This is a genomic window from Pseudomonas rustica, from assembly GCF_049959085.1.
In the GTDB taxonomy this organism is placed as follows: domain Bacteria; phylum Pseudomonadota; class Gammaproteobacteria; order Pseudomonadales; family Pseudomonadaceae; genus Aquipseudomonas; species Aquipseudomonas rustica.
Genome location: NZ_CP188200.1, coordinates 567,434 through 592,546, shown reverse-complemented (window position 1 = coordinate 592,546; position 25,113 = coordinate 567,434). Strand labels below are relative to the sequence as shown.

The 25,113-nt window shown below is 58.4% G+C and carries 15 protein-coding genes and 1 pseudogene; 7 read left to right on the top strand and 9 right to left on the bottom strand.

Annotated elements, in window-relative coordinates; genetic code table 11:
- Positions 1–22: 22 nt before the first annotated feature.
- Positions 23–1,444: an amino acid permease gene (locus ACP3TY_RS02835; protein ID WP_053123460.1), complete on the bottom strand. Its 1,422-nt coding sequence runs from the start codon at positions 1,442–1,444 to the stop codon at positions 23–25.
- 886 nt (positions 1,445–2,330) lie between these two features.
- Here ACP3TY_RS02835 and ACP3TY_RS02830 point away from each other — a divergent pair.
- From ACP3TY_RS02830 to ACP3TY_RS02820, 3 genes are all read left to right on the top strand, one after another.
- Positions 2,331–2,789, top strand: coding sequence for an REP-associated tyrosine transposase (locus ACP3TY_RS02830; RefSeq protein WP_159815112.1), 459 nt, complete (start codon positions 2,331–2,333; stop codon positions 2,787–2,789).
- 184 nt (positions 2,790–2,973) lie between these two features.
- Positions 2,974–6,087 carry a transglycosylase domain-containing protein gene (locus tag ACP3TY_RS02825; RefSeq protein WP_426619209.1) on the top strand — a complete coding sequence of 1,038 codons (3,114 nt, stop codon included), beginning with the start codon at positions 2,974–2,976 and terminating at the stop codon, positions 6,085–6,087.
- 114 nt (positions 6,088–6,201) lie between these two features.
- The gene (locus ACP3TY_RS02820; protein WP_426619208.1) at positions 6,202–11,325 is read left to right on the top strand and encodes an NEL-type E3 ubiquitin ligase domain-containing protein; all 5,124 of its coding nucleotides are present in this window, start codon (positions 6,202–6,204) and stop codon (positions 11,323–11,325) included.
- On the opposite strand, the pseudogene ACP3TY_RS02815 reads toward ACP3TY_RS02820, so the two are convergent.
- The 6 genes and pseudogenes from ACP3TY_RS02815 to ACP3TY_RS02790 form a co-directional block, all read right to left on the bottom strand.
- Positions 11,322–11,936, bottom strand: a pseudogene (locus tag ACP3TY_RS02815) (hypothetical protein); the annotation flags it as partial. The gene ACP3TY_RS02820 and the pseudogene ACP3TY_RS02815 sit on opposite strands and share 4 nt — an antisense overlap.
- 42 nt (positions 11,937–11,978) lie before the next feature.
- On the bottom strand, positions 11,979–13,226 hold the full coding sequence (locus tag ACP3TY_RS02810) for a hypothetical protein (protein WP_426619207.1): 1,248 nt from the start codon (positions 13,224–13,226) through the stop codon (positions 11,979–11,981).
- 34 nt (positions 13,227–13,260) lie between these two features.
- Entirely contained in the window at positions 13,261–13,761 is a 501-nt protein-coding gene (locus tag ACP3TY_RS02805) for a CS1 type fimbrial major subunit (RefSeq protein ID WP_426619206.1), read from the bottom strand.
- Positions 13,762–13,794: 33 nt separating this feature from the next.
- A complete protein-coding gene (locus tag ACP3TY_RS02800; RefSeq protein ID WP_426619205.1) occupies positions 13,795–14,532 on the bottom strand; it encodes a molecular chaperone in 738 nt (245 codons plus the stop codon).
- A 72-nt stretch (positions 14,533–14,604) separates the two neighbouring features.
- On the bottom strand, positions 14,605–17,127 hold the full coding sequence (locus ACP3TY_RS02795; RefSeq protein WP_426619204.1) for a CS1-pili formation C-terminal domain-containing protein: 2,523 nt from the start codon (positions 17,125–17,127) through the stop codon (positions 14,605–14,607).
- Positions 17,128–17,235: 108 nt separating this feature from the next.
- Positions 17,236–17,727, bottom strand: a complete 492-nt coding sequence (locus tag ACP3TY_RS02790) for a CS1 type fimbrial major subunit (protein ID WP_426619203.1) — start codon at positions 17,725–17,727, stop codon at positions 17,236–17,238.
- A 535-nt stretch (positions 17,728–18,262) separates the two neighbouring features.
- On the opposite strand from ACP3TY_RS02790, the gene ACP3TY_RS02785 reads away from it, so the two are divergent.
- The gene (locus ACP3TY_RS02785) at positions 18,263–18,838 is read left to right on the top strand and encodes a PadR family transcriptional regulator (protein WP_053123477.1); all 576 of its coding nucleotides are present in this window, start codon (positions 18,263–18,265) and stop codon (positions 18,836–18,838) included.
- Entirely contained in the window at positions 18,835–19,620 is a 786-nt protein-coding gene (locus tag ACP3TY_RS02780; protein WP_053123478.1) for a siderophore-interacting protein, read from the top strand. Before ACP3TY_RS02785 ends, ACP3TY_RS02780 begins: the two co-directional genes overlap by 4 nt.
- A 246-nt stretch (positions 19,621–19,866) precedes the next feature.
- Here ACP3TY_RS02780 and ACP3TY_RS02775 read toward each other — a convergent pair whose 3' ends face one another.
- Positions 19,867–20,496: a Pr6Pr family membrane protein gene (locus ACP3TY_RS02775; RefSeq protein WP_426619202.1), complete on the bottom strand. Its 630-nt coding sequence runs from the start codon at positions 20,494–20,496 to the stop codon at positions 19,867–19,869.
- A gap of 1 nt (position 20,497) precedes the next feature.
- Positions 20,498–20,728 (bottom strand): VF530 family DNA-binding protein, encoded by a 231-nt coding sequence (locus ACP3TY_RS02770; protein WP_008088485.1) that lies wholly within the window; start codon positions 20,726–20,728, stop codon positions 20,498–20,500.
- 333 nt (positions 20,729–21,061) lie between these two features.
- Here ACP3TY_RS02770 and ACP3TY_RS02765 point away from each other — a divergent pair, with 333 nt between their 5' ends.
- Both ACP3TY_RS02765 and ACP3TY_RS02760 read left to right on the top strand, forming a co-directional pair.
- Positions 21,062–22,423, top strand: coding sequence for a carbohydrate porin (locus tag ACP3TY_RS02765; RefSeq protein WP_426619201.1), 1,362 nt, complete (start codon positions 21,062–21,064; stop codon positions 22,421–22,423).
- A gap of 218 nt (positions 22,424–22,641) precedes the next feature.
- A complete protein-coding gene (locus ACP3TY_RS02760) occupies positions 22,642–25,053 on the top strand; it encodes a glucose/quinate/shikimate family membrane-bound PQQ-dependent dehydrogenase (RefSeq protein ID WP_426619200.1) in 2,412 nt (803 codons plus the stop codon).
- Positions 25,054–25,113: the final 60 nt, after the last annotated feature.

The window sequence follows — 25,113 nt, the reverse complement described above, 5'->3', positions numbered from 1 at the left end:
CTTTTGTTTTAGAGGCTATGAATCAGGAAGCCGAACGCGCCGCACCTTGTGTGACTTGCGTCGGTTGCAGCTTGAACACGTAGAACAACACCGTCAGCAGCACCAGGAACGCAGGCCCTACATAGAGCGCCACGCGGGTGTCCGGGAAGTACGCCATCAGGCCGACCACCAGCACCAGAAACGCCAGGGCAAAATACGAGCTGACCGGGTACAGCCACATCTTGTACTTGAGGCCGGCACGCTCGCTGGCGCTCAGGCCTTTGCGGAATTTCAGTTGCGCCAGCAGGATCATCACCCAGGTCCAGATCGCGCCGAAGGTCGCAATCGAGGTCACCCAGACGAAGACTTTCTCCGGCACCAGATAGTTGAGCATTACGCCCAGGAGCAACACCGCAATCGACAGCAGCAATGCACGACGCGGCACACCGTTGTTCGACGTCTTGGCGAAACCGGCCGGGGCCTGACCGTTCTGCGCCAGGCTGTAGAGCATGCGCCCGGTGCTGAAGATGCCGCCGTTGCACGACGACAGCGCCGCGGTGATCACCACGAAGTTGATGATGCCGGCAGCGGTTTTGATGCCCAGACGTTCAAACGTCATCACAAACGGGCTGCCCTGGGTGCCGATTTCATTCCACGGGTAGATCGACAGAATCACGAACAACGCGCCCACATAGAACAACAGAATCCGCCAGAACACCGAGCCGATCGCGTCGGGAATGGTCTTCTGCGGGTTCTTCGCTTCACCGGCAGTCAGGCCGATCATCTCGACACCGAGGTAGGCGAACATGACCATTTGCAGGGACATCAACACGCCGGTCACGCCGTTAGGCATGAAGCCGCCGTGGGCCCACAGATTGGAAATGCCCAGCGCCACGCCGTCATTGCCGAAACCGAAAGCGATAATGCCGACGCCGCCGATGACCATGGCAATGATGGTGACGATCTTGATCAGCGCGAACCAGAATTCGAATTCACCGAAGGCTTTTACCGCGATCAGGTTGATCGAGCCCATGCTGATCAGCGCCGCGAGGGCCCAGATCCAGCGCGGCACATCGGGGAACCAGATGCCCATGTACACCGCTACAGCAGTGATTTCGGCGACGCAGGTTACCAGCCACAGGAACCAGTAATTCCAGCCAGTAAGGAAGCCGGCCAATGGGCCGAGGTAGTCTTGCGCATAGCGGCTGAAAGAACCGGCGACCGGGTTGTGCACGGCCATTTCGCCGAGGGCGCGCATGATCACCAGGATCGCCAGGCCGCCAAGAATGTAGGAAATCATGATCGCCGGGCCGGCCATTTCGATGGCCTTGGCCGAACCTAAAAACAGACCGACGCCGATACAGGCACCGAGCGCCATCAGGCGAATGTGCCGTTCGCCGAGTTCGCGTTTGAGCGGACCGCCCTGAGCGGTTTCGCCGTGAGGCAGGTGATTGCCGACTGGCATGGGGTACAACCTCGTCTTGTTATTGGATATGACCACCGAGTGTCGCAACGTCGGCCGGTAAGCCTTGGCTGCCGTGAAACCGCGTCGGCCTCGTGGGCAAACGCGTCTTGTAGGACAAAACCTGCAAGATCAGCGGGGCGTGCAGTATAAAAAGCCTTGGGCAGGGCTTTTCACTCTATAAACCACAACATTCAGCGACAACTCCCGGCAAAAGCCTGGTTTGCGGAGAGGCATTCCCTGCTTCACGTAGGAATATTCGCCACCGAAAAAGGCGCCGAGTATTGCACAGCATTGGTGCATCGTCATGCCCCTGCCTTAGTGCAATTGATCTCGCGAAGGCTCTAGCGCAGAACTGCTGGAGGGCTCCGCTCTACTTGTGGCGAGGGAGCTTGCTCCCGCTCGGCTGCGCAGCAGTCGTAAAACCTGCCACCCCGATCATTCAGGCAATCCGGGATTACTGCGTTTGGGCCTGCTGCGCAGTCCAGCGGGAGCAAGCTCCCTCGCCACAGGGGGGCGGCGTGTTTGGGTAGTCCTGCTTGAATCGAGGAAACGACCGACGTCATGCCCCTGCCTAAGTCCAGTTGATTTTGCGAAGGCTCTAACTCAGAACTCCTGGAGGGCTCCGCTCTACTTGTGGCGAGGGAGCTTGCTCCCGCTCGGCTGCGCAGCAGTCGTAAAACCTGCCACCCCGATCATTCAGGCAATCCGGGATTACTGCGTTTGGGCCTGCTGCGCAGTCCAGCGGGAGCAAGCTCCCTCGCCACAGGGTTTGCTGTGTTCAGGTGTTTCTGCGTGAAATGGGGAAACGTCCGACAGCCTTCTCAGCTTCATGTAGGAAGGTGAGCAACTAGCTTGAAAGGAGATCAATCAAACAGGACGCAATGGAATGCGCAAACAGTTGAACTCGCATCGACTCCGCCACGGGCGTTGCTCTGAATCGGGGCGTGCTTACCTGATTACCGCAGTGGTACATGGACGGGCAAAGATCTTCAGTGATTGGCAGATCGGACGCCTATTGGTAAGGGAGCTTCAGCAAACTCATGAGAAAGGCTGGGTCAACTCGATCGCCTGGGTAGTGATGCCGGATCATATTCATTGGCTGGTTCAACTCGAAGGCTGCGGTATGGAACAGCTGATGCAGGTCATCAAATCCCGCAGCACGCTCACCATAAATCGCAAATTGAACCGGCAAGGCGCATTCTGGCAAACCGGCTATCACGACCGCGCTATCCGCGATGGTGAGGATCTGCGTCCCTTCGCCCGCTACATTGTCGCCAATCCTTTGCGGGCCGGTTTGGTAAAGAAAATCGGTGACTACCCTCTCTGGGATGCCTGCTGGCTATGACTTGCACTACACCACAGATAATTTGTCAGACCATTGAACAGGCTCTAGCAACAAGATCCGCAATGTTTCCAGATTTGTTCAGCACTTTCCCCCACCCCAACCCGTCACAATTTTTTCACCACTGCCAACCACCGTCTAAGCTTCAAACAAGTCCGATCAATCTGCGTGAATGGATCAATCGACTATGGGCGCTTTGTGGCAAACCGATTCGAGTAAATCTGTGGTTCCGACTGAGAGTGTGGATCAAGCGCCTGTCCCCGAAAAACCACGCCGTCCCCGGCATGGCTGGAAGGCTTTCTGGTTATTGCTGCTGATTATTGCAATCGTGGTGGGAATGGCTGCGGCCAAGGAAATGCGCACCTCGCGTTTCCAGTCGAGTGAGTTGAGCAAATTCGCCGCCTCGCTGACCTACAAACTGGAACCGGGCCCCAGTGAAGCGATTCACTACCCCGGCAACGGCCCTTTCGATTTGCGCCTGGGTTACAGCGCCCTCGATGAATTCCTGCCGCGTCTGCTCAAGCGTAATTACGTGATCACCGAGCAGACCCGCTTCTCCCCCGCCCTGCTCAGCTACACCGGCAAGGGCCTGTTCGTGCCCTATTCGGAAAAGATTCAGGCCGGCCTGACCATCACTGATTGCCGCGCCGCGCCGCTGTACAAATACAACTATCCGCAACAGCTCTACTCGAACTTCGCGGCGATCCCGCCGGTGGTGGTCAGCAGCCTGTTGTTTATTGAAAACCGCTTCCTGCTCGACCCCAAACAACCCCGGGCCAACCCGGCGGTGGACTGGCCGCGCTTCGGCATGGCGGCGTGGTCGCAAGTGGCGAAGTTGCTGCACCTGCCCGGCCAGTCAGCCGGCGGCAGCACCCTGGCCACGCAACTGGAAAAATATCGGCACTCACCGGATGGGCTGACCGTGTCGGGCGCCGAGAAGATCCGCCAGATGATTTCCGCCAGCGTGCGCGCCTATCAGGACGGCCCGGACACCTTGGGCTCTCGGCAGAACATCGTCCGCGATTACCTCAACAGTGTGCCGCTGTCGGCAGTCCCGGGGCACGGTGAAGTGCACGGCATGGCCGAAGGCTTGCGCGTCTGGTACGGCAGCGATTTCAACAAGGCCAACGAACAACTGAACAGCCCGGCCACCGACCCGAAAACCATGGCCGACAAAGGTCTGGCCCTGCGTGAAATGCTCTCGCTGATGATCGCCCAACGCCGTCCTTCGCACTACTTGACCAAAGGCCGCGAAGAACTCGCCGACCTCACCGACAGCCACCTGCGTCTGCTTAAACAGAACGGCGTGATCGACAGCGCACTGGCCGATGCCGCGCTCGCCAGCAAGGTCACCTATCGCGACTGGCAGACCCAGCCGACCATCCAGCCAATCGAAACCAATAAAGGCATCAGTGTCGCCCGCAGCCGCTTGGCGAGCATGCTCAACCGTCCGCTGTACGACCTCGATCGCCTTGACCTCTCGGCCACCAGCACCCTGCAAGGCGACCTGCAAATGCAGGCCACCGAGTACCTGAAAAAACTCGCCGACCCGGCCTTCGCCGCCGAAATCGGCCTGATGGGCGAACGTCTGCTGACGCCCACCAGCACCACCCAGGTTCGCTACAGCTTCACCCTGTTCGAGCTGACCCCGGACGGCTCGCGCGTGCGCATCCAGACCGACAGCACCGATCAGCCCTTCGACATTAATGAAGGCAGCAAACTCGAACTCGGCTCGACGGCGAAAATGCGCGTGCTGACCACTTACCTGCAAATCATCTCCGAGCTGCACGACAAATACGCGGGCATGTCGGTACCGGAATTGAAGAAAGTCGACGTGCCGGATCAGGATCGCCTGAGCCGCTGGGTCATTGATTATCTGGTGCAAAACAAGGATCGCGATCTGTCGAAAATGCTCGGCGCCGCGCTCGATCGCAAATACTCGGCGAGCCCCGGGGAGGCGTTTTTTACCGGTGGCGGTCTGCATGTGTTCCATAACTTTCGCAAGGAAGACAATGGCCGCCTGCCGACCCTGCGCGATGCATTGCGCGAGTCGATCAACCTGCCGTTCATTCGCCTGATGCGCGATGTGGTGCGCTACGTCACCTACTCCGGCCCGAACAGCAGCGCCGAATTGCTCAAGGACGATCGCGACCCACGGCGTCAGGAATACCTGGCCAATTTCGCCGACCGCGAAGGCACCGCATTCCAGCTCAAGTTCTGGAAAAAGTACAAAAACAAGGACACCCAGGCGCGCCTCGAAACCTTCCTCGACAGCATGCGCCCGACCCCGATCCGCATGGCCGCCGTGCACCGCTATCTATTGCCGGATGCCAGTCAGGAAGACTTCAACACCTTCGTCCGCGCTCACCTCAAAGGCGCCAAGCTCAACGAAAAACTCACCGATGATCGCTTGATCCGCCTCTACGATTCCTACGGCCCGGGCAGCTATGATTTGCCCGATCAGGGCTTCATCGCCAAGGTGCACCCGCTGGATCTGTGGATGATGGGCTACCTGCTGCACAACCCGGACGCGACCTTCAGTCAGATCGTCAAAGCCAGTCACTTTGAGCGTCAGGAAGTCTATAGCTGGCTGTTCAAGAGCAAGCACAAAGGCGCGCGCGACAGCCGCATTCGCACCATGCTCGAGATCGAAGCGTTCCTTGAAATTCACCAGCGCTGGCAGAAAGTCGGTTACCCGTTCGACCACCTGGTGCCATCGCTGGCGACCGCGATCGGCAGCTCCGGCGACCGTCCTGCGGCGCTGGCCGAATTGATCGGCACCATCCTCAACGACGGCGTGCGCATGCCGACTTTGCGCATCGACAGCCTGCATTTTGCCGCCGGCACGCCGTACGAAACCCTCGTGACCAACGACCCTCACGTCGGCAAACGGGTGATGCCGTCCGAGGTCGCCACGGCCATGCGCGAGGCGCTCTCGCAAGTAGTCGACTCCGGCACCGCCAAGCGTGTTTCCGGCAGTTTCAAAACCGACGACGGTACGCCGTTGGTCATGGGCGGCAAGACCGGCACCGGTGATAACCGCATCGAAGCGATTGGCTCGGGCGGGCGGATTCTCAGCTCGAAATCAATCAACCGCACCGCGACCTTCGTGTTCTACATCGGCGACCATCATTTCGGCACGCTGACGGCGTTTGTGCCGGGCCGTTCGGCGGAGAACTTCAAGTTCACCTCGGCGCTGCCCGTGCAGGTGCTCAAAGGCATGGCGCCGATTCTGTCGCCGTATCTGCAGCCTGACTCCCACACCCGCTGCGAGGTGCCTGTCGTCGCCCAGCGCAATTGAAATATTCGGTAAATCCCGCAAACACTGCGATACACAAACGATAACTATGTATCGCATGCCCTCCTGAGCAGCCGCGCAAACTGACATCCTTTCTACGCCAAAAGGATTTTGCGCATGTCTGACTCCGGAGCACAGGGCATTCACTTCGAGACCTTGAAAAAGGCCATTCCCCACGTGCTGATCAAGGCCTCGGCGAAACGCCGCGCCGAGCTGCGCGAGATCCGGCCGGTGCTGCCGGCCTGGTTCACCAAGGCGTCGTCGGGCCAACAACAGACACTCAAGGACGCCAGCGAAGCCCTGCACCTGCGCCAGAATCAACGGGACGCCTTGTTCGACAAAATCCAGAGCATCGACGGCTTTGCGAAAAACCTGCTGGAACCTGAACTGCAAAAACTCGACCCGGGGTTCGATGCCGACAACACTTGGCTGCGCTTGTACGCGCCAAAAAGCCTGGGCATTTTCGGTCTCAAAAGCGAAGCACTGACGGTTAAAACCCTCTCACTGCTGCAAGCGGCGCTGCACAACTTTGAATATGACGAAACCCGGCCGGGGTTCTATGACACGAGTTCGTGCTTTATCAGCCGCCCCGATGCCAATGGGCACTTTGAACCCATTGCCACCCCGGTCAGCGTCGACGTATTCGCGCGCCTGTGTCGGCGTCTGAACATCGGCGAGCAATATCAGCGCTACCTGAAAGACTTTCTGCGCCCGCCCGGCAACCGCCTCGTCGAGAATCTGTTAAGCCAGATCAACGGCGACTACCACAAGCAATCACTGCACACTGCCGCCTGTCTGGCGCTAATCAAGAAAGACATCGGTCAGAGCGACTTCAATCAATTGATGAAAGTCGTCAACGGCGACAGCGTCGTCATGGACGGCAAAAAACAACTGCGCTTTCGTGGCTTGAGCCTGATGGGGCTGCGCCTGAACGGCTGCGTACTGTTTGTGCCGTGCGAGTTCCAGCGCTACAGCGACGGGCCACTGATGGCCTGGATTCCCGGCGATCCCGAACACCCGCTCAAGCGCTACCCGAGCTATCAGGCATTCCAGCAAGAACTGACCCGCCAACTGACCGCCCGCCCCTCTGGCAATACAACAGGCCCCGATTCCGGCAAACCGAGCGCCTATCAACTGTTCTTCAGCCGCTTCGTTACGCAGAAGGACAAACCCTACTATTTCCGCCGCTTCAACGAGACCGTCAATGACGGCCCCCCAAAGTCGTTCGCAGAAAAGTGGCGACATCACGAACTGGTGCGACTGGGTGAACGGTTGGTGCTGCACGTCGACATTCCACCGCCACCTGAATCCGGCGTGCGTCAGGTTCCGCTTGAAGCGCCGAACTTTCACATCATCGACTGCAACCTGCCGGGCAAGGGCCTGTGGGAGGATTTCGAACTGTGGCCAGTGCTGCACGAAGCGTCGCTCGATCAGCTGATTAACGACGCCAGAGTCATCGCCGTGCCCAATGCCGATGAGGACGCCAAGGCGCGTTCGGAGCGCTGGGCCAATTACCTGAATATCGGCTTTATCGCCCTCGGCGCCTTTGCGCTGGTCGTGCCCGGATTGGGCGAACTGATGCTGGTGGTGACGGCAGGACAATTGCTTTACGAGGTATTCGAAGGTGCTGTGGAGTTGAGTGAAGGAGACCGCGATGCAGGCTGGGCCCACTTGACTGATGTCATTGAAAATCTCGCGGCGGGCGTCGCGCTGGCACCGGTTTTTCACTTCACCGTTTCACCTTTCATCGAAAGCTTGAAAGCGGTGCGCTTGCAGAGCGGAAAGACTCGCCTTTGGAAGCCCGATCTGACGCCGTACCGATTCAAAGGCAAGCTGCCGCCCGAACTCGCGCGGGGTGAGCACGGGCTGTATACGCACGAAGGCAAATCCCTGCTGCGGGTGGACGGGCACCATTACGAAGTGTCCGCACAAGCGACCACCGATGCGATGGTGGTACGCCACGCCACACGTTCGAATGCCTTTGAAGTGCCGGTTCGACACAACGGTTCCGGTAGTTTTGTACTCGAAGGTGAAACCCCTAGAAGCTGGGACGACACCACGTTGATGCGTCTCCTGGGCCATTCGGTCGAAGCGTTTACGGATCCGCAGAAACTGGAGCAGATTCGACAAACCAGCGGCACTTCACCCGACGTGTTGCGCCGCATGTACCACGACAATGCGCCCATACCGCCGCTGCTGGCCGACACCGTGCAGCGTTTCAATATCGAGCGCGACGTACAGACTTTCGTCGACAACGTCCGCAGCGATGATCCGGTTATTCGGGCCCGGGCCGGACGCGATCCGGCCAGTCAGTTGCAGATCATCGAAGCTCAAGGGCTATGGCCCGCCGACGTCCCCTTGCGTGTCAGCAACAATCGCGGCGAAACACTCTGGCAATCAGCGGCGGCCAGATCAGTGCAAGGCAAAAAACTGGTAGTTCAGTTGAGCGATCAGCAACTGCGCGGCGGCCAAGGTTTGAAAACAGTCCTGCAAACACTGGAAGCCAATGGTGCACCGATTGCCCTCGACGTAGCGTCAGAAGAGCGAGAGGCGCTTCTGCAAACACGCATCGCCGACACGGCAAACAGTCTGCGTCGGCAATTATTCGATCAGCGTTACCGCGCTCAGAAACGTCCGTTGAGCCCGGCGCAAACGGTATTGACCGAAGCATTCCCTACGCTGCCGGTGCCGCTCGCCGACACGTTGCTGGGCAACGCCACGCATGCTGAACTCGACGTGTTAAACCAGCAACAACACTTGCCATTGCGGCTTAAGCAACTGGGCGCCGAATTGCAATTTGAAACCCGCACCACTCACGCCTGGCAAGGTTTTCATCATGACTGGCTGGCAACCGCCGACACCGAGCGTCTGGCTCTCAATGCCCTGCGTATCCACAGCGATGCGCTGGCACAACTGCGCATCGAAGTACGCCAGCAATCGCTGCAGGGCGAGCTGATTTGCAGCGTTGGTGCCGAAGACGCCACGACCGTACATGCGCTGGTCAAGGATGCCGATTCTCGTTACACCGCCCACGACGCTCAAGGTCAGCCATTGCAAGACCCGCCCGGCGACCTGTTCCAGGCAATCCTCGTCGCCCTGCCCGCTGACCAGCGCCAGGCGCTGGGTTATCGACTCGATGGCGCCGCCGATTTCAAACAGTGGATCATGGCCAAAACCGAGCCCGCGAGCGTACGTCGCACCCTGCTCGCCGAACCTCCGATCAGCAACACCGTAACGACTGAAACCACTATTTTGCTGGGTGGCCCAGGTTATTCCAGAGTCGGGCAGACCCTGCTCGAGCGTATTCGGGACATTTATCCGCACCTCAATGAAAACGAAGTGCAAGGTTTTGCCCGCGAGCTGAGCACTCAGGGCGATGCCGAGTCTGGCATCCGGCGGATCGAAAACGACCTCGACACATTGCGCATCGCCCTCGACACCTGGCGCTTCGAGGAAGTAATCAACTGGAATTCCGGCAACGGTGGCACGCACAATCTGGCGTTTATGCTCGACGGCGGCCTGCATTTGTCCGAAAGACTGATGGCCTGTTTTGAACGCAAAGCCACGGTGTTCGGCGAGCGCAGCGTTGCACCGCAATCCGGCTATACGCTGGATCTTTCATCCGAAATGCGTCGTTATAATCTTGAGCACTGGTGGAAAAAACTGCCTGATCTCAAGCCCTACCTTGATCAGATCACCACCCTCTCACTCGACAACGTGCCGCTCGCCACCGATGGATCGGGCCTGCTCAAGGACTTTCATCACCTGCGCCAATTGAGCGCCAGAAACTGCGAGTTGAAGCAACTGCCGAAAGACATTGGCCGCATGCGCCAACTGGAAACCTTGCGCCTTTCGGGCAACCAGATTCAGTTAACACCGCAAACGGTGGAGCAACTGAAAAACCTCACGCGCCTGCAAACCCTGCGCCTGGATCTCAACCCCTTGGGCCTCGCCCCCAATGTCAGCCGCATGCCACGTCTGAGTATCCTTACGCTGAACGAAACCGGGCTAAAAACCTGGCCTGAGGGACTGTTTGAAAAGTACCGACCGCGCCAGTTCTTCCTCGACATGCTGGGCAATCCGATCGAGCAAATCCCGCATGTCGTGCCGGGCTCCAACAACGCCTTTATCGTCGCCCGCACCCGTCTGATCGCCAGTGAGCTGTCCGATATCAATCGTGTTCTCTACGAGAACTATCGCACCTCCGTCGGCCTTATCCCTGAACATGTAGCGTCGGCAACCACCACCGAAATGATAAGACGCTGGCCTTTGAAGACCGATGCGTTATTCAACCGTATGCCTGGAACCGGCATTTATCGCCCGGAAGCCTGGCCCGATCTGGCTTCGGAACCCAACTCGCGGGGCTTCTTCAAAATCATCAATGACCTGACCCAATCAGCGGATTATCGCGCCGGCGGCTCGGCACTGGAGCAATTGAGCGACCGTGTCTGGCGGATGATCCATGCAGTCGATATCGACAAAAACCTGCGTCAGGATCTGTTTGAAATGGCTGTCGCTCCGGTCAATTGCCGGGACGCCGGGGCGCAGGTATTCAATCAGATGGGCATTAAGGTGCTGGCGGCTGAAGCCCGCTTGTCTTCGACCTCTAGAGAAATGCTCGAGCAAAAACTGGTGACATTGGCCCGAGGCGCTGCGCGACTGGATAACGTCAATGACGTCGCCCAAGCGGATATTCAGAGCCGTGGCGGTGATCCGGATGTCGTCGAGGTGTATCTGGCTTATCAGACGGGACTGGCGCAGCGTTTGGATCTGCCGTGGCAGTCGCAGGACATGCTCTACCGTTTAACCGCCGGGGTCGATCAGGCCAAAATCGATTTGGCCTTTGAAACGGTGAAATCGATGGAGGCAGGCGACGGCCTGATCAATCGCATGCTCGAACAACCATTCTGGGTCGACTACCTGCGTGAGGTGTACCCCGAGCGTTACTACGCGAACAAAATCACCTTCGAAGAAAAAGCTTCGCAACTGGACGATCTGCGCACCGCGCAAGCCGAATGGGCCGGGTCGATCGATCCGTACCGGCAAAAAGCGGCTTTGCGTGACGAGATCAAGGATCTGGCGCGGCGGTTAGGCGTGACCAAGGAGCAAGTGCTGACCGGGCAACCCATGCCGGACCCGCTCTATGAATCGCTGATCACGGATCTGGGCGATCAGGAGCAACAACTGAGCCGCCAACAGACCCGTGATGCCTTGAAAAAATACGCACTGTTACCCGGTTAACCGACCTCGGAATCCCAGATGACCGTGACGTTGCCTTTGTACGTTGCGGCGCCGCCGGACAACATGTGTTCGACATCCGCCTGCTCGACCGCGAAGTGCAACGTTCCCGGTTTGCGGTCAACGTAAACGCCCGGCTGGAACAGTTCGGTACCTGTGCCGCTGACCCGCAACGGTTGGCGGATTACTGCACCGCCAGCTGCCGATGTCAGACCAGCGGGCAACGTCACTGCAACCTGCAACGGTACGGAACGACCTCCTCGTTCCTCCAGACCACAGGTATCGCCCACCGCGAACTCGCACGTCATCTGCATTTTGAAACGTGAGCTTGTCGAGATATTAAAGGTCTGGTCACGGAACAGACGCGTCGGCTTACGTCCCTGATTCAGCCAGGCCTGCCAGCCGCCCAGAGGCACTAACTCGACACGAGTGCCACCCGGTGGAATATCGACTTTAAGGATGTGCTGCACCTCTAGCTCAAAATTCAAGGTCAATGCGGAATCGGTTGGCAACATGATGTCGCCAAAATCGAAATCCGCTCCTTGTCCTAGGGTGTAGGTCAGGGTGCCAATGTATTTCCCCGAGGACATTGCCAGTGGGCTGGGTGTTTGCAGGCCGTCAATCAATTCCCTGATCGGTAGCCGGTTTTGACCAGATCAGCCGACCTCGGAATCCCAGACAACCGTGACGTTGCCTCTATACGTGGCAGCCTCGCCGGACAACATGCGTTCGACATCGGCCTGCTTGATATCGAAGTGCAGGACTCCCGGTTTGCGATCAACATAAATTCCGGGCTGAAAAAGCTCGGTGCCCACGCCACTCACCCGCAACGGCTGGCGAACGACCGGCTGGCCGCCCGCCGAGGTCAGGCCGGTGGGCAAAGTCACCGCAACTTGCAACGGCACGATGCGACCTCCAGGTTCCTCAAGACCGCAGACATCACCCAGGGTGAACTCGCACGTCATCTGCATTTTGAATTGCGAGCTGGTCCAGATATTGAAGGTCTGATCACGGAACAATCGCGTCGGCTTGCGGCCCTGATTGAGCCAGGCCTGCCACCCGCCCTCAGGGATCAACTCAACCTTGTTGCCACCCGGAGGGATTTCGACTTTGAGCATGTGCTCGACGACCAGGGTGAAATTGAGTTGGAGCAGGTTGTCCTCAGGGAACATAAGATCGCCCATGTCGAAATCCTTGCCCGGGCCAACCGAATACTCGACGCTCCCCTGGTATTGACCAGACTTCATTGTCAACGGGTTGGGGGTACGCAGTTCATAGCCGAAAACGAAGTAACGATAAAAAAAATCGGGGATCTCAAATCGGGCCTGCTTGGAACAAACCCCACCGTTTACAGGCACTCTCCAAAAACTGTTGTAACCCCACTCACCAGCGGTATAGCGACCTACACCTGTACATGGGGCCGGTGCGTTAACCCAACTGCCCCCCGTCCAAAGCAGTTGCCATGCTTTCCAAATGTCTTTACCCGCTTGCCCCTCAACAAGATCAAATATGGACGTTCTTACTCCTGACTCATGACCAATTCCTGCAATACGTATTTCTAATGTCGTTCTGTCCCCTGACTCATGTGTGACTTCGATCTTCTGCCAATGCGAAGGGACTTTAGCCATGCCGCCCTGCCGCGGGTCTGTGTGAAAAGGCTGAATAGGCTTACTGGCGCTGAAAACAATCGGCGCGATCAGGCTGAATAGGCCTTCCGGTTTGCAAACATGAGGTAACTGCAGACAAAACCCCTCCGACGGCGTCTGGTTAATAAACTCGTTGTTCTGCGGATTAGCCGAGTCTGGCCGAAACAACGCTTCAATCTCTTTTACTGCTGCCGCCCCTGGCATCACTGCAAACAGGGTCAGCAACGCAACCGCCAAACGTCCATACATATTGATCATGTCACGTCACCTGTTCAGTTCGGAGAATCGGTCATCAAGCACCTGGCAAAACGGCGTTGAACATCATGTTGACGTTGCCGAAATAACTGCCCGGTTTATAAATTCCGTCGTCAGGGGGCTGTGGAGTGATTTCCAGCAACACCCGGCGACCCTGCCGACCGTCCGCCGCAGACACCACTTCAACCGCCTCGCCCACCTTCAATTCTCTGCCGTTAAACACCACCTGCAATTCGATCTCGTGGCCGGACTCGCCGCTGGACAGATATGCCAGACCGTCCAGACGTGCCTCGATCGCTCCGCCCTCGTTTTTCACATCAAAATCCTTGCGCAGACCACCGAGCGTCGAGTTGAGCAAACTCCAAGGCAGTCGCTGCTCGCGACTGATCCAGCCAGGGTCTGCCGGCAACACATGGAACCCTGAAGAGGGAATGCTCACCGACACTTCAAACTCCTGCACCTCGCGCGCCGCGTGGGCACAGGTGCAGGCCAGCAACAAACCGGTCAGCGTCACCCGTGCAATTTTTCGCCTGTTCATGATCGTTCCTCTACTATCCAAATCGCGGTGTGCCTAACCCTTCACTTCGACTTTCTTTTTCGCCGCGCCTTCAATCACCGTGAAGCGGTAATTGCGCCCGGCCTGCTTGTCGAAGCGGAATGTCCGGCCCGCCAGAATGTGGTGTTTGGTGGTCGGCTGGCAGTCCTGTTCATTGCCCGCGAGACAGTCCTTGAACTCGTCGATAACCACCACGCTGTTGCCGTTATTGCGGATTTGATATTGGCCGTTGCTGTCATCGATGACGCTGTCGAACCGGGTGTTTTTCGGCCGCACGAAAAACACCGTGCCGTAACCGGCCAGCACCGTAACGCCAGCGGCAAAGTCTTTTTTGTAGTCGGCCTGCTCTTCATCCGTGAGCGCAAATTCGTCGGCGGCTTCAGGCACCACCGGCACAAAACGGACGCGGAAATAACGTTCCTGATCGCGCGCGCCCATGTACAACAAGCGCGTGCCTTGAGTGCCGTTGGCCGGCACGATCAGCCGCGCCGGGCTAGCCATCAGGCCGTCGCGTGCCGTGGCACCGGCCTGGGATTGCAGGGGGATTTCCCGGGCAGTGCCCTGCTCGTCGAAGATCATTTCAAGGATGTTGATCTTGATGAACGCGGTACTGTCGCCGCCATTGAAGATGCGTTTCAGGTAGGTGCTTTTGTCGGCATCCAGATAGTCGTAGACCACGCCGACGTTGATCTGCGGAGCAGCAAAAGCGAGGGGTGCAAACAAGAAAAAACCAATTGCCAACAAACGTTTCATATTCGATTTGCCTCTGTATTTTCAACACAGCCGCAACGGGCTGTCACAGCGAGTGACGGGTTTAAGGTCGGATCAGCCAGCGGTTTCATTGGCAATAGCGGTGTCCGCCAAGGTGTCCGGCGTGCAGCGCAAATCGCCAATCATCAGCACGTTGTTTTCCACCCGGGCGGCATCGGTGTTGAGGCGGAACCGGCAGAGCAATTGATCGCCCTGACGCACTTCCAGGGTCGGCGCTCCGGCATTCATTTCCATCGAGAAGAACCCGTCGACTTCGCTCACGCCTCGGCTGGCGTGGTTGATGATGTGGTGGCCCTTGAGCGGCTGGCCTTTGGGGTCGATCAAGCGGCCAAGCACGGTCAGGGTTTTCATCACGCGGATTTTTCGATAGTCCACGCCGCCCTTGTTCAAGTGGTAACTCGTGCGTGCCGGTTGAATCGCCGCGGCCGGGACGTCGTTGCCTTCAAAATCGAAGCTCACCGTGCCGTTTTTGTAAGCGGTGATCGGGATGAAGTTGCGCCCCGGCCGCAGGTTGGCGCTGCCGCCGCTCAAGTCATCGGCGCGCAGGGCGATGTCGTCCAGATCAGACTCGACATCAACGATCATCCCGGCGCCACCTCGGTCGTGTTGGCTGGTCATGGCGATGTATTGGCCACTCAGCGCTACGGTGCTGTCGAGGTTCAAACCACCGGAAAAATTGTTGTTATACGAAGAGCGCTGAATGAAGCCATCGCCGTTGACTGCGTCGCTCTGAAAGCTGCCAGTCCCGGAAAGCCCCAGACCGTAGGTGTCGGTGATCGCCGTGGCCGAGACGCTCTGCAACAAGTGATCCTGCAAGTCTTTGCGATAGGTGACGGAGGCATTGTTGTCACGCCCGCCATCGCGCGAAGTTCGCGAACCGAGGCTGCCGGAAATCTGCTCGCCCGGCCCGCCGAGCGCCAGGCTGACACTCAGGTCGACCCCGCGATTGCGCGCATCGCCGCTGCTGAAACTGCCCGGGCGGTCGAACACCGAAAATCGCCAGTTGGCATCGCTGCCAAACAATTCGCCGCGCTGCGTCCAGCCGAGATCGAGACCGACACCTTCGATATTGCCGTCGCTGTGCGAGACCCGCGCGTTGATCGAACTTTTGTTGCTGACCCGATGATTCACCGACAGCGCCGAGTTGCTGGTCTGGCCGATGAACACGTTGCGCTGCCGTACACGCGTGCCGTCGGGCAGGGTTTCGTAGGTGTTGGTGGTGTCGAGCCAGCTGCGGTTGTGGGTCAGGAAAATACTGCCCGAGCCGTAGCTGTACATGCCTTGCAGATCGAGACCGGTGCCGTGGTCTTCGGTTTGGTAAACATTGCCGAACACACTGGTGTTGTTGGCCAGCGTCCAGTCGATCGATGTGCCGTACTGCAGTTTTTCGCTGATCTGCCGCCCGGAGAATCCGACGATGACTCGCGGGTGCAGCAAGTAGTTGAACGCTGCGCCCGCCGTCATGCCGCCGGAGGCCTGATCGTCCCAGTTGCTCCACAATTTGCTCTCGCGCCCGGCGAACACGTTGTAGCGCCAGCGCTCGTCATGATTGCGCCAGTTGTTCGGTTTGTAGATCAGCTCGGACGTGGTGGAGGTGATCTGGCCGTCTTCGATCAGGCGCACTTCAACTTCATAAATGCCGCCGGGTAATGGTCGGGTGTCGAGGGTTTGCAGACCGGCGTCGACCGGTTGTGTGTTGATCAACAAGCCATTGCGATAAATCTCCACCGAAGCCTGGCGGTTCGCGGTGACGTAGAGCGGATAAACGCTGGGTTTCGGATTGTCGATGGCGAGGCTGTCGGAGCTGCCATACATGGCGCCCACCGCCGTGTCCGGGCTGACACCGAACGATCGCGGCTGGCGGGTCAGGCCTTCGGAATCGGGCATGAAATAGCCTAAGCGAACAAAACTGCCCTGCAGCTCTTTCTGGCTGTAGAGCTCTTGCACGGCGTGATACATCTGCTCGTCCGAACCGCCCAGACGGGCCATTTGTACGTTCAGGCTTTGTGTCCAGTTGCCGAGGCTGCTGCTGGTGACCAAGCCGTAACGACCACCAAGATCCTGATCCTGACCGCCGTTGAGGTTGAGCTGGTTACGCACGATCAACCCGGTGCTGCCGGATTTCGGTTGCAGGTAATAGCGCGGCGCCTGGCTGTCGCGCTCAGCATTCTCGGTGACGATCGACACCAGAGAGTTTTCCAGGTTGTAGTGCACGGCGAGCATCTGCGCCGGGCAACTGCCCTGACAGGCACCCAAAGCAACGCCACGGCCTAAATAGTCAGCCCAGACATCACGTTCAGTGGCGCTGAAGTTGCTGTCGATACTCTCGGTGAATTCGAGCAGGGTGATGCGATCATCGCGTGATAGAACAATCATCGCTTCGCCCAGAAACTGTTGATCCAACTCCACACGCACCGCAAGTGGCACATCAAAGAAGTGCTCTTCGAATTCACTCGGCAACCCTTTTGCCTGCGCCAGCAAGTTACGTGGCGTATGACGGTCATCCGTAGGCGCAGCCAAGGCATTGGCACATAAAAAAAGTGCAAGCGCTGCCGCGATGGGTGTCATCGGAAACATGAACTTAGTTACTCTTTTTGTTTGATCGGCCAAACGCCGACCGAACGCTATTGACTAGCGGCCGGCCGGACGAACCCATTGCCAAAATTGGCAGAGGTCAAATACGCATTACTGCGTAATGCGTGGGATGGCGTCGAACATCACCACCGGGGTGGCGGTGTACAGACCGGATTGGCCGTCGGCTGGTTTGGCGGCGGTAATCACCAGATCAGCACGCATGCCGCCGTTGGATTCGGTGTCGCCTACCACTTCTGCAGACGCGCCGGTGAGGGTTTTACCGTTGAAGGCATACGTCAGCGCAATAGTATTTGAACCGTTGAACAGTGGTTGCGGACCGCCTTCAACGTAAGCGCCTACCGAGCCCTGGGTGTGCTGGATGTCATAGGTGCCACGTACCGGCGTCAGAGTCCCGGAGCCGATGACATAGCGCATTTCTTCATTTCGACCGAAGTTCGGATCGACCGGCTGTGCATGAAACACAGTGCTCGGAATGTCCGCGACGATATTGATGGCTGTACGCGATTCTTCAGCCGCAAAGGCAACCGAAGCACCCAGTGTCAGCATGGCCAGAGGAGTAGCGATTGCAAGTTGCTTGAGCATGATTAACTTCCTGTCATTTCGTTGTGGGAGTTGGCTGAAGTCCTGCACCTCGTTACAGGTCTGAATAACAAAGCCAGCTGGGCTCAGACACGTAAGAAAGTGGACGTTCAACGCCGGGGAATATTCCGCTATTCCCACCACGAAATAAGCAGGGCGTTTCTGACGCACGCGTAGCCCAAGTGCTATTTGACTTGAAAGAAAAACAGCAACTTTCAAGAAAAACACCTGAGCAACTGTAAGACCGGTACTACATCAGGACAAAATGACAAAGTTGCATGTTATGCAACTTCTGTAAGAACCAAACTACACGCACAACAAAAACAGGGACGGTATCGATGCTTTAGAGTAATTAATCAAACTAAGCGAACGTTGTATAGGCATTTATTGTTACCGGCGCGGCGAAAAAATCCTGCTCAGGTGCCCCTTGCGCCTTCTGCGAGCTCGTGCAGACCCGCACGACCGTTGGTCATTTCAGCTTGATCAGGCCAAAAGATATATCTTAAGTTGTATCTAAACACGACGAGAGAAGACTGAAATGAGAGACCATCATTCCCCCCACCGCGAACACGGCGACGGCCGTGACGGCTTCGAAAAACGCCCCGGTCGCGAACGCGGCGGCCGCGGCCCACGGGTGTTTGCCCCCGGCGATTTGAAATTGCTGTTGCTGGCACTGATCGCCGAACAGCCGTGCCACGGCTACGACCTGATCCGCCAGATCGAAGGCATGTTCGACGGCGCCTACAGCCCGAGCCCCGGCGTGATCTACCCGACCCTGACCTTCCTCGAAGAAAGCGACCTGATTGCCGGTGACGCCGAGGGCGGCAAAAAACGCTACAGCGTCACCGAGGCCGGTCGTTTGTCTTTAAGCGAACAAGCCGTGGCACTCGATGGCGTGCGCATGCGCATTGATGTGAGCAAACGCTCGCTGCGCGGCCATGACCGCCCTGCCGAAATCCATGAAGCCGTGCACAACTTGCGCCATGCCCTGCAAATGCACCACGGGCGCTGGAGCCCGGAAGAAATCCTGCGTGTGCGTGACCTGCTCAACGACACCGCGAAAGCCATCGTCGACGGCCCTGCCGTTCAACCTGCCTCGGAGAAAGCCGAATGACTGCAGTCGATACCCAAACCATTCACCGCGTGATGCACGAAATCAAACGCCGCAAGCTTGAAGTGTTGCGCGTGGTTGACCTGACGCCGCGCATGCGCCGCATCACCCTCGGCGGGCCGGAACTGGCCGGGTTTATCAGCCTGGGCACGGACGATCACGTCAAACTGCTGTTCCCGCAGAACGCCGAACAGGCCGCCGCGCTGGAAACCATGGTGCTCGGCGCCGGCAAGGACGATGGGCCGAAGCCAGAGATGCGCGACTACACGCCGCGCCGTTACGACCTGGATGCACTGGAACTGGACATCGATTTTGTGCTGCACGGTGACGGCCCTGCGTCGACCTGGGCTGAGCAAGCTGCACCGGGACAATTCCTGCACATCGGCGGGCCGCGTGGCTCGATGATCGTGCCGGACATCTTCGACAGCTATTTGCTGATCGGCGACGAAACCGCCCTGCCCGCCATCGCCCGCCGCCTTGAAGGTTTGGCGGCGAATCGTAAAGCGCTGGTGGTGATCGAGGTGGAAAACGGCGCGGAACAGCAAGTGCTCGAGAGCGCGGCGCAGATCAATGTGATCTGGGTGCTGCGTGAAGGCGGCCAGGACAACCTGCTGACCACCGTGAAGCAATTGCAGGTGCCGAAGGGCAATCTGTACGCGTGGGTGGCGACGGAGACCAAGGTGTCACGGCAGATTCGCCGTGTCCTGATCGATGAGCACGGGCTGGATGAACAACTGATCAAAGCCGTCGGCTACTGGCGCGCCGAAGGTTCCGAAGAAGAGTGATATCCCCTGTAGGAGCTGCCGCAGGCTGCGATCTTTTGACGTTGATTGTTCAATAACAAGATCAAAAGATCGCAGCGTGCCGCAGCTCCTACAGAAGTACGCATTCCAATGTAGGAGCTGCCGAAGGCTGCGATCTTTTGACGTTGATTGTTCAATAACAAGATCAAAAGATCGCAGCGTGCCGCAGCTCCTACAGAAGTACGCATTCCAATGTAGGAGCTGCCGAAGGCTGCGATCTTTTGACGTTCATCGCCGAGATCGGTCGAGGCCGATCACCAGCAACCCAATCAACACAAACCCCAGCAATATCCCCCCGGCATTGACGAACACCTGTGGATAACCCAACACCGCCACATCAATGAACGGATACGCATACGCGCCGAGCAAATGCCCGCGCAGCAAGGCGTAGATGAAATACACCAGCGGATAAATCAGCCACAACGGCAGATGCCACCAGCGCAACGTGCCCTTCGGTACGCACACCCACCAGTACCCCAAAAACAGCAGCGGCATCACGTCGTGCAGCAATTCATCGGCAACAAACTGCCAACCTTCCGGGTGCCACAAATGCCGCAGCAAAATGCTGTAGGCCAGGCCGACCACGACAATGCTCACGGCAATCCCACTGGTCACCCACGGCTGTAGAAACCAACGGCGTGCGGCGGACTCACGCTCGGTCACGGCGCAGGTCAGCACCGTCGCCACCAGCGTATTCGTCCATATCGTGAAGTAACTGAAAAAGCTCACCAGCCCGCCCAACAGACTGGCGCTGACGCTTAAGCGTGCGAAGAAAATCAGGTACAGCTGAATAGCCAACCCCGCCCAACCTAAAACGGCCGCGCAGGTCATCAGGCGATGGCGCCAGACGGCGTCCATCTCAGAGTGGTCGCTTGGTGCGCATCAACTTCACGTACAGACGCTCGACCTTCTCCCGCGCCCACGGGGTTTTGCGCAGAAACGTCAGGCTCGACTTGATGCTTGGATCGCTTTTGAAGCAGCGAATATCAATGCGCTCGGCCAGCCCCGACCATTCGTAATGAGTCACCAAAGCGTTGAGGATCTGTTCGAGGGTGACGCCGTGCAGCGGATCGGGGGTTTGGTCGTTCATGCCAGGCCTTTGGGCGAAGTGAAAAATGCGGAAGCCGCGCACCTTAGCCGAGGGGGTGGTTCGGTGGAAGGGCTTCCTTCAAATGTAGGTCAAGGGCAAAAGATCGCAGCCTTCGGCAGCTCCTACTGGTGCACGGATTTCAATGTAGGAGCTGCCGAAGGCTGCGATCTTTTCGCACTGTTACCAAATCTGAAAGGATGCATGTTCACAAAAGGCCTTTCTCAATTTGTTACAGATCATTATCCTGCCGCCCTTCAGCTGAATCGCTTCACTGCCTGCGACATATTGAAGCGCTCAGTTTGCACCCCGAAAACACCAAAAAAAGACTTATTCATGCCCGATTTTTCCTTCTCCCGAGACAGCGCTATCTCAGCCCTGCGCGCCATCGGTGGCTGCACCGCCCTTGGCCTCGCCACTTGCGTCCAAGCGGCTCCCGCGTTCGACAGTGAATCACCGTACATGCTCGGTGACTGGAACGGCACGCGCACCGAACTCTCGGAAAAAGGCTACGACTTCAAGCTCGATTACACCGGCGAAATGGGCAGCAACCTGCACGGTGGCTATGACCATGACCGCACCGCGCGTTACAGCGATCAGTTCGGTTTGGGCACACACCTGGATCTGCAAAAGATCCTCGGCTGGGACGATGCCGAGTTTCAACTGACCATCACCAAACGCAGCGGCAACAACATCAGCAACGATCGCATCAACGATCCGCGCGTCGGCGGCTTCACTTCGGCCCAGGAAGTCTGGGGCCGTGGCCAGACCACGCGCCTGACGCAGATGTGGTATCAGCAGAAATTCTTCGATCAGAAACTCGACATCAAGGTTGGTCGTTTCGGCGAGGGCGAAGACTTCAACAGCTTCCCGTGCGACTTCCAGAACCTCGCGTTCTGCGGCTCGCAGGTCGGCAACTGGGTCGGCGGCATCTGGTACAACTGGCCGGTCAGCCAATGGGCGCTGCGCGTCAAATATCACCTGACCCCAGAGTTGTACGCGCAGGTCGGTGCCTATGAGCAGAACCCGTCGAACCTCGATCGCGGCAACGGCTTCAAACTCAGCGGCAGCGGCACCCAGGGCGCAATCCTGCCGATCGAACTGGTGTGGACGCCGAAGCTCAACGGCCTGCCGGGCGAATACCGCGCCGGTTACTACTACAGCAACGCCAAAGCCACTGACGCTTATAAAGATCAGAACGGCCAACCGGCGGCCCTCAGCGGCGAAGCCTACCGCAGCGCGTCGAGCAAACACGGGGTTTGGCTGGGCATTCAGCAGCAAATCACCAGCGTGGCCAGCGATAACAGTCGCGGTTTGAGCGTGTTCGCCAACGGCACCATGCACGACAAGAAAACCAACGCGATCGACAACTACGTGCAGGCCGGCATCACCTACAAAGGCCCGTTCGACGCGCGCGCCAAGGACGACATCGGTTTCGCCCTCGCCCGCGTACACGTCAACCCGGCCTTTCGCAAAAATGCCGAAGCGACGAATCAGGCCAATGCCGTTTACGACTATGACGATCCGGCGTTCTTGCCACCGCAAGACACCGAATACAGCGCCGAGTTGTATTACGGCGTGCATGTAACAAATTGGCTGACCATACGTCCGAACCTGCAATACATCCGCCACCCCGGTGGCGTGAACGACGTCGACGACGCCCTGATCGGCGGGATCAAGATCCAGTCCTCGTTCTAAAGCAACACACAGATCCCCTGTAGGAGTGAGCCTGCTCGCGATAGCGGTGTTTCAGGCGACATCTCCAGTGACTGAAACAGCGCTATCGCGAGCAGGCTCACTCCTACAGATGAAATTCGTTAGCTAGACAAGTTTTTATCTGAACCATGCCCACGCTCAATCGTCATCTACAGTGACTACTGCGCGGGACTACTTGAAACGTCACGGAGAATCACACTATGAGCACCGAAAGTGCTTCGAGTCGAAGCCGTCTGCTACCGAGTCTGCTCGGCATTCTGCTTCTGCTGATGGGCCTGGCCATGTTGGCCGGTGGGGTCAAGCTGAGCATGCTCGGCGGCTCGCTGTACTACCTGCTGGCCGGTATCGGCATTGCGCTGAGCGGCATTCTGTTGCTGCTGGGCCGGCGTGCGGCGCTGGGCCTGTATGCCATCGTCCTGTTTGCCAGCACCGTTTGGGCGCTGTGGGAAGTCGGTCTGGACTGGTGGCAACTGGTGCCACGTCTGGCCCTGTGGTTTGTCCTCGGCTTCGTGATGTTGCTGCCGTGGTTCCGTCGTCCGCTGCTGCTTAACGGCCCGGCGCCGATGGGCACTCGCGGCCTGACCGTAGCCGTGGTTCTGGCCGGTCTCACCGCGCTGATCAGCCTGTTCACCCACCCGGGCGAAACCTTCGGCGAACTGGGCCGCGACACCGCCGACACCAGCAGCACCGCACCAGCGATGCCAGATGGCGACTGGCAGGCCTATGGCCGCACCGAATTCGGTGACCGTTACTCGCCGCTGAAACAGATCACCCCGGCCAACGTCGGCAAGCTGCAAGAAGCCTGGCGCATCCAGACCGGCGACCTGCCGACCGCTGATGACCCGGTTGAACTGACCAACGAAAACACCCCGCTGAAAGCCAACGGCATGGTCTACGCCTGCACCGCGCACAGCAAAGTGTTGGCACTGGATCCGGACACCGGCAAAGAACTGTGGCGCTTCGACCCGCAGATCAAGAGCCCGGTCGGCTTCAAAGGCTTCGCCCACATGACTTGCCGTGGCGTGTCGTACTACGACGAAGCCGCGTACGCCAAAACTGAAAACGCAGCTTCCGCGGTGATTTCCGAAGCCGGTAAAGCTGTTGCTCAGGCCTGCCCGCGTCGTCTGTACCTGCCAACCGCTGATGCCCGCCTGATCGCCTTGAACGCCGACACCGGCAAAATCTGCGAAGGCTTCGGCACCAACGGTGTGGTTGACCTGACCCAAGGCATCGGCCCGTTCACCGCTGGTGGCTACTACTCCACCTCGCCGGCCGCGATTACTCGAGATCTGGTGATCATGGGCGGTCACGTCACCGACAACGAATCGACCAACGAGCCATCGGGCGTGATCCGCGCCTTCGACGTGCACGACGGCCACCTCGTATGGAACTGGGACAGCGACAAGCCAGACGCCACCGAGCCTTTGGCACCGGGCGAAACCTACAGCCGCAACTCGGCGAACATGTGGTCGCTGGCCAGCGTCGACGAAAAACTCGGCATGGTTTACCTGCCACTGGGCAACCAGACTCCAGACCAGTGGGGCGCAGACCGCACCCCGGGCGCCGAGAAATTCAGCGCCGGTATCGTTGCTCTGGACCTGGCCACCGGTAAAGTGCGCTGGAACTACCAGTTCACCCACCACGACCTGTGGGACATGGACGTTGGCAGCCAGCCAACCCTGCTCGACATGAAAACCGCCGACGGCGTGAAACCGGCGCTGATCGCCCCGACCAAACAGGGCAGCCTGTACGTCCTCGACCGTCGTGACGGCACGCCGATCATTCCGATCAAGGAAATCCCGGTACCGCAAGGCGCCGTGAAAGGCGACCACACCGCACCGACCCAGGCGCGTTCGGATCTCAACCTGCTGGCCCCGGAACTGACCGAAAAAGCCATGTGGGGCGCGAGCCCGTTCGACCAGATGCTGTGCCGCATCCAGTTCAAAGAACTGCGTTATGAAGGCCAGTACACCCCGCCGTCGGAACAGGGCAGCCTGATCTACCCGGGTAACGTCGGCGTGTTCAACTGGGGCGGCGTTTCGGTCGATCCGGTTCGCCAAATGTTGTTCACCAGCCCGAACTACATGGCCTTCGTTTCGAAAATGGTGCCACGCGAGCAAGTCGCCGCCGGCAGCAAACGCGAAAGCGAAACCGCTGGCGTGCAACCGAACACTGGCGCGCCATACGCCGTGATCATGCACCCGTTCATGTCGCCACTCGGCGTACCGTGCCAGGCCCCGGCCTGGGGCTACGTTGCCGGTATCGACCTGACCACCGGCAAAGTCGTGTGGAAACGCAAAAACGGCACCAGCCGCGACAGCTCGCCAATCCCGATCGGCTTCACCCTGGGCGTGCCTAGCATGGGCGGCTCGATGGTCACGGCTGGCGGCGTCGGCTTCCTCAGCGGCACCCTCGACCAGTACCTGCGCGCGTACGACGTGAACAGCGGTAAAGAGCTGTGGAAATCGCGTCTGCCGGCGGGTGGTCAAGCGACCCCGATGACCTACACCGGCAAGGACGGCAAGCAATACGTGCTGCTCGTTGTCGGCGGTCACGGCTCGCTGGGCACCAAAATGGGCGACTACATCATTGCCTACAAACTGCCGGAATAAGCTTTAACGGCGGTAAAACAAAGGCGATGTCTCGTGAGGGACATCGCCTTTTTTGTGCAC

Bases quoted from the DNA above. Each gene is read 5' to 3' on its own strand.
- ACP3TY_RS02800 (WP_426619205.1), bottom strand. From the start codon at position 14,532: ATGAAACGTTTGTTGGCAATTGGTTTTTTCTTGTTTGCACCCCTCGCT.
- ACP3TY_RS02825 (WP_426619209.1), top strand. From the start codon at position 2,974: ATGGGCGCTTTGTGGCAAACCGATTCGAGTAAATCTGTGGTTCCGACT.
- ACP3TY_RS02775 (WP_426619202.1), bottom strand. From the start codon at position 20,496: ATGGACGCCGTCTGGCGCCATCGCCTGATGACCTGCGCGGCCGTTTTA.
- ACP3TY_RS02805 (WP_426619206.1), bottom strand. From the start codon at position 13,761: ATGAACAGGCGAAAAATTGCACGGGTGACGCTGACCGGTTTGTTGCTG.
- ACP3TY_RS02770 (WP_008088485.1), bottom strand. From the start codon at position 20,728: ATGAACGACCAAACCCCCGATCCGCTGCACGGCGTCACCCTCGAACAG.
- ACP3TY_RS02760 (WP_426619200.1), top strand. From the start codon at position 22,642: ATGAGCACCGAAAGTGCTTCGAGTCGAAGCCGTCTGCTACCGAGTCTG.
- ACP3TY_RS02785 (WP_053123477.1), top strand. From the start codon at position 18,263: ATGAGAGACCATCATTCCCCCCACCGCGAACACGGCGACGGCCGTGAC.
- ACP3TY_RS02820 (WP_426619208.1), top strand. From the start codon at position 6,202: ATGTCTGACTCCGGAGCACAGGGCATTCACTTCGAGACCTTGAAAAAG.
- ACP3TY_RS02795 (WP_426619204.1), bottom strand. From the start codon at position 17,127: ATGTTTCCGATGACACCCATCGCGGCAGCGCTTGCACTTTTTTTATGT.
- ACP3TY_RS02835 (WP_053123460.1), bottom strand. From the start codon at position 1,444: ATGCCAGTCGGCAATCACCTGCCTCACGGCGAAACCGCTCAGGGCGGT.
- ACP3TY_RS02790 (WP_426619203.1), bottom strand. From the start codon at position 17,727: ATGCTCAAGCAACTTGCAATCGCTACTCCTCTGGCCATGCTGACACTG.
- ACP3TY_RS02810 (WP_426619207.1), bottom strand. From the start codon at position 13,226: ATGATCAATATGTATGGACGTTTGGCGGTTGCGTTGCTGACCCTGTTT.
- ACP3TY_RS02765 (WP_426619201.1), top strand. From the start codon at position 21,062: ATGCCCGATTTTTCCTTCTCCCGAGACAGCGCTATCTCAGCCCTGCGC.
- ACP3TY_RS02830 (WP_159815112.1), top strand. From the start codon at position 2,331: ATGCGCAAACAGTTGAACTCGCATCGACTCCGCCACGGGCGTTGCTCT.
- ACP3TY_RS02780 (WP_053123478.1), top strand. From the start codon at position 18,835: ATGACTGCAGTCGATACCCAAACCATTCACCGCGTGATGCACGAAATC.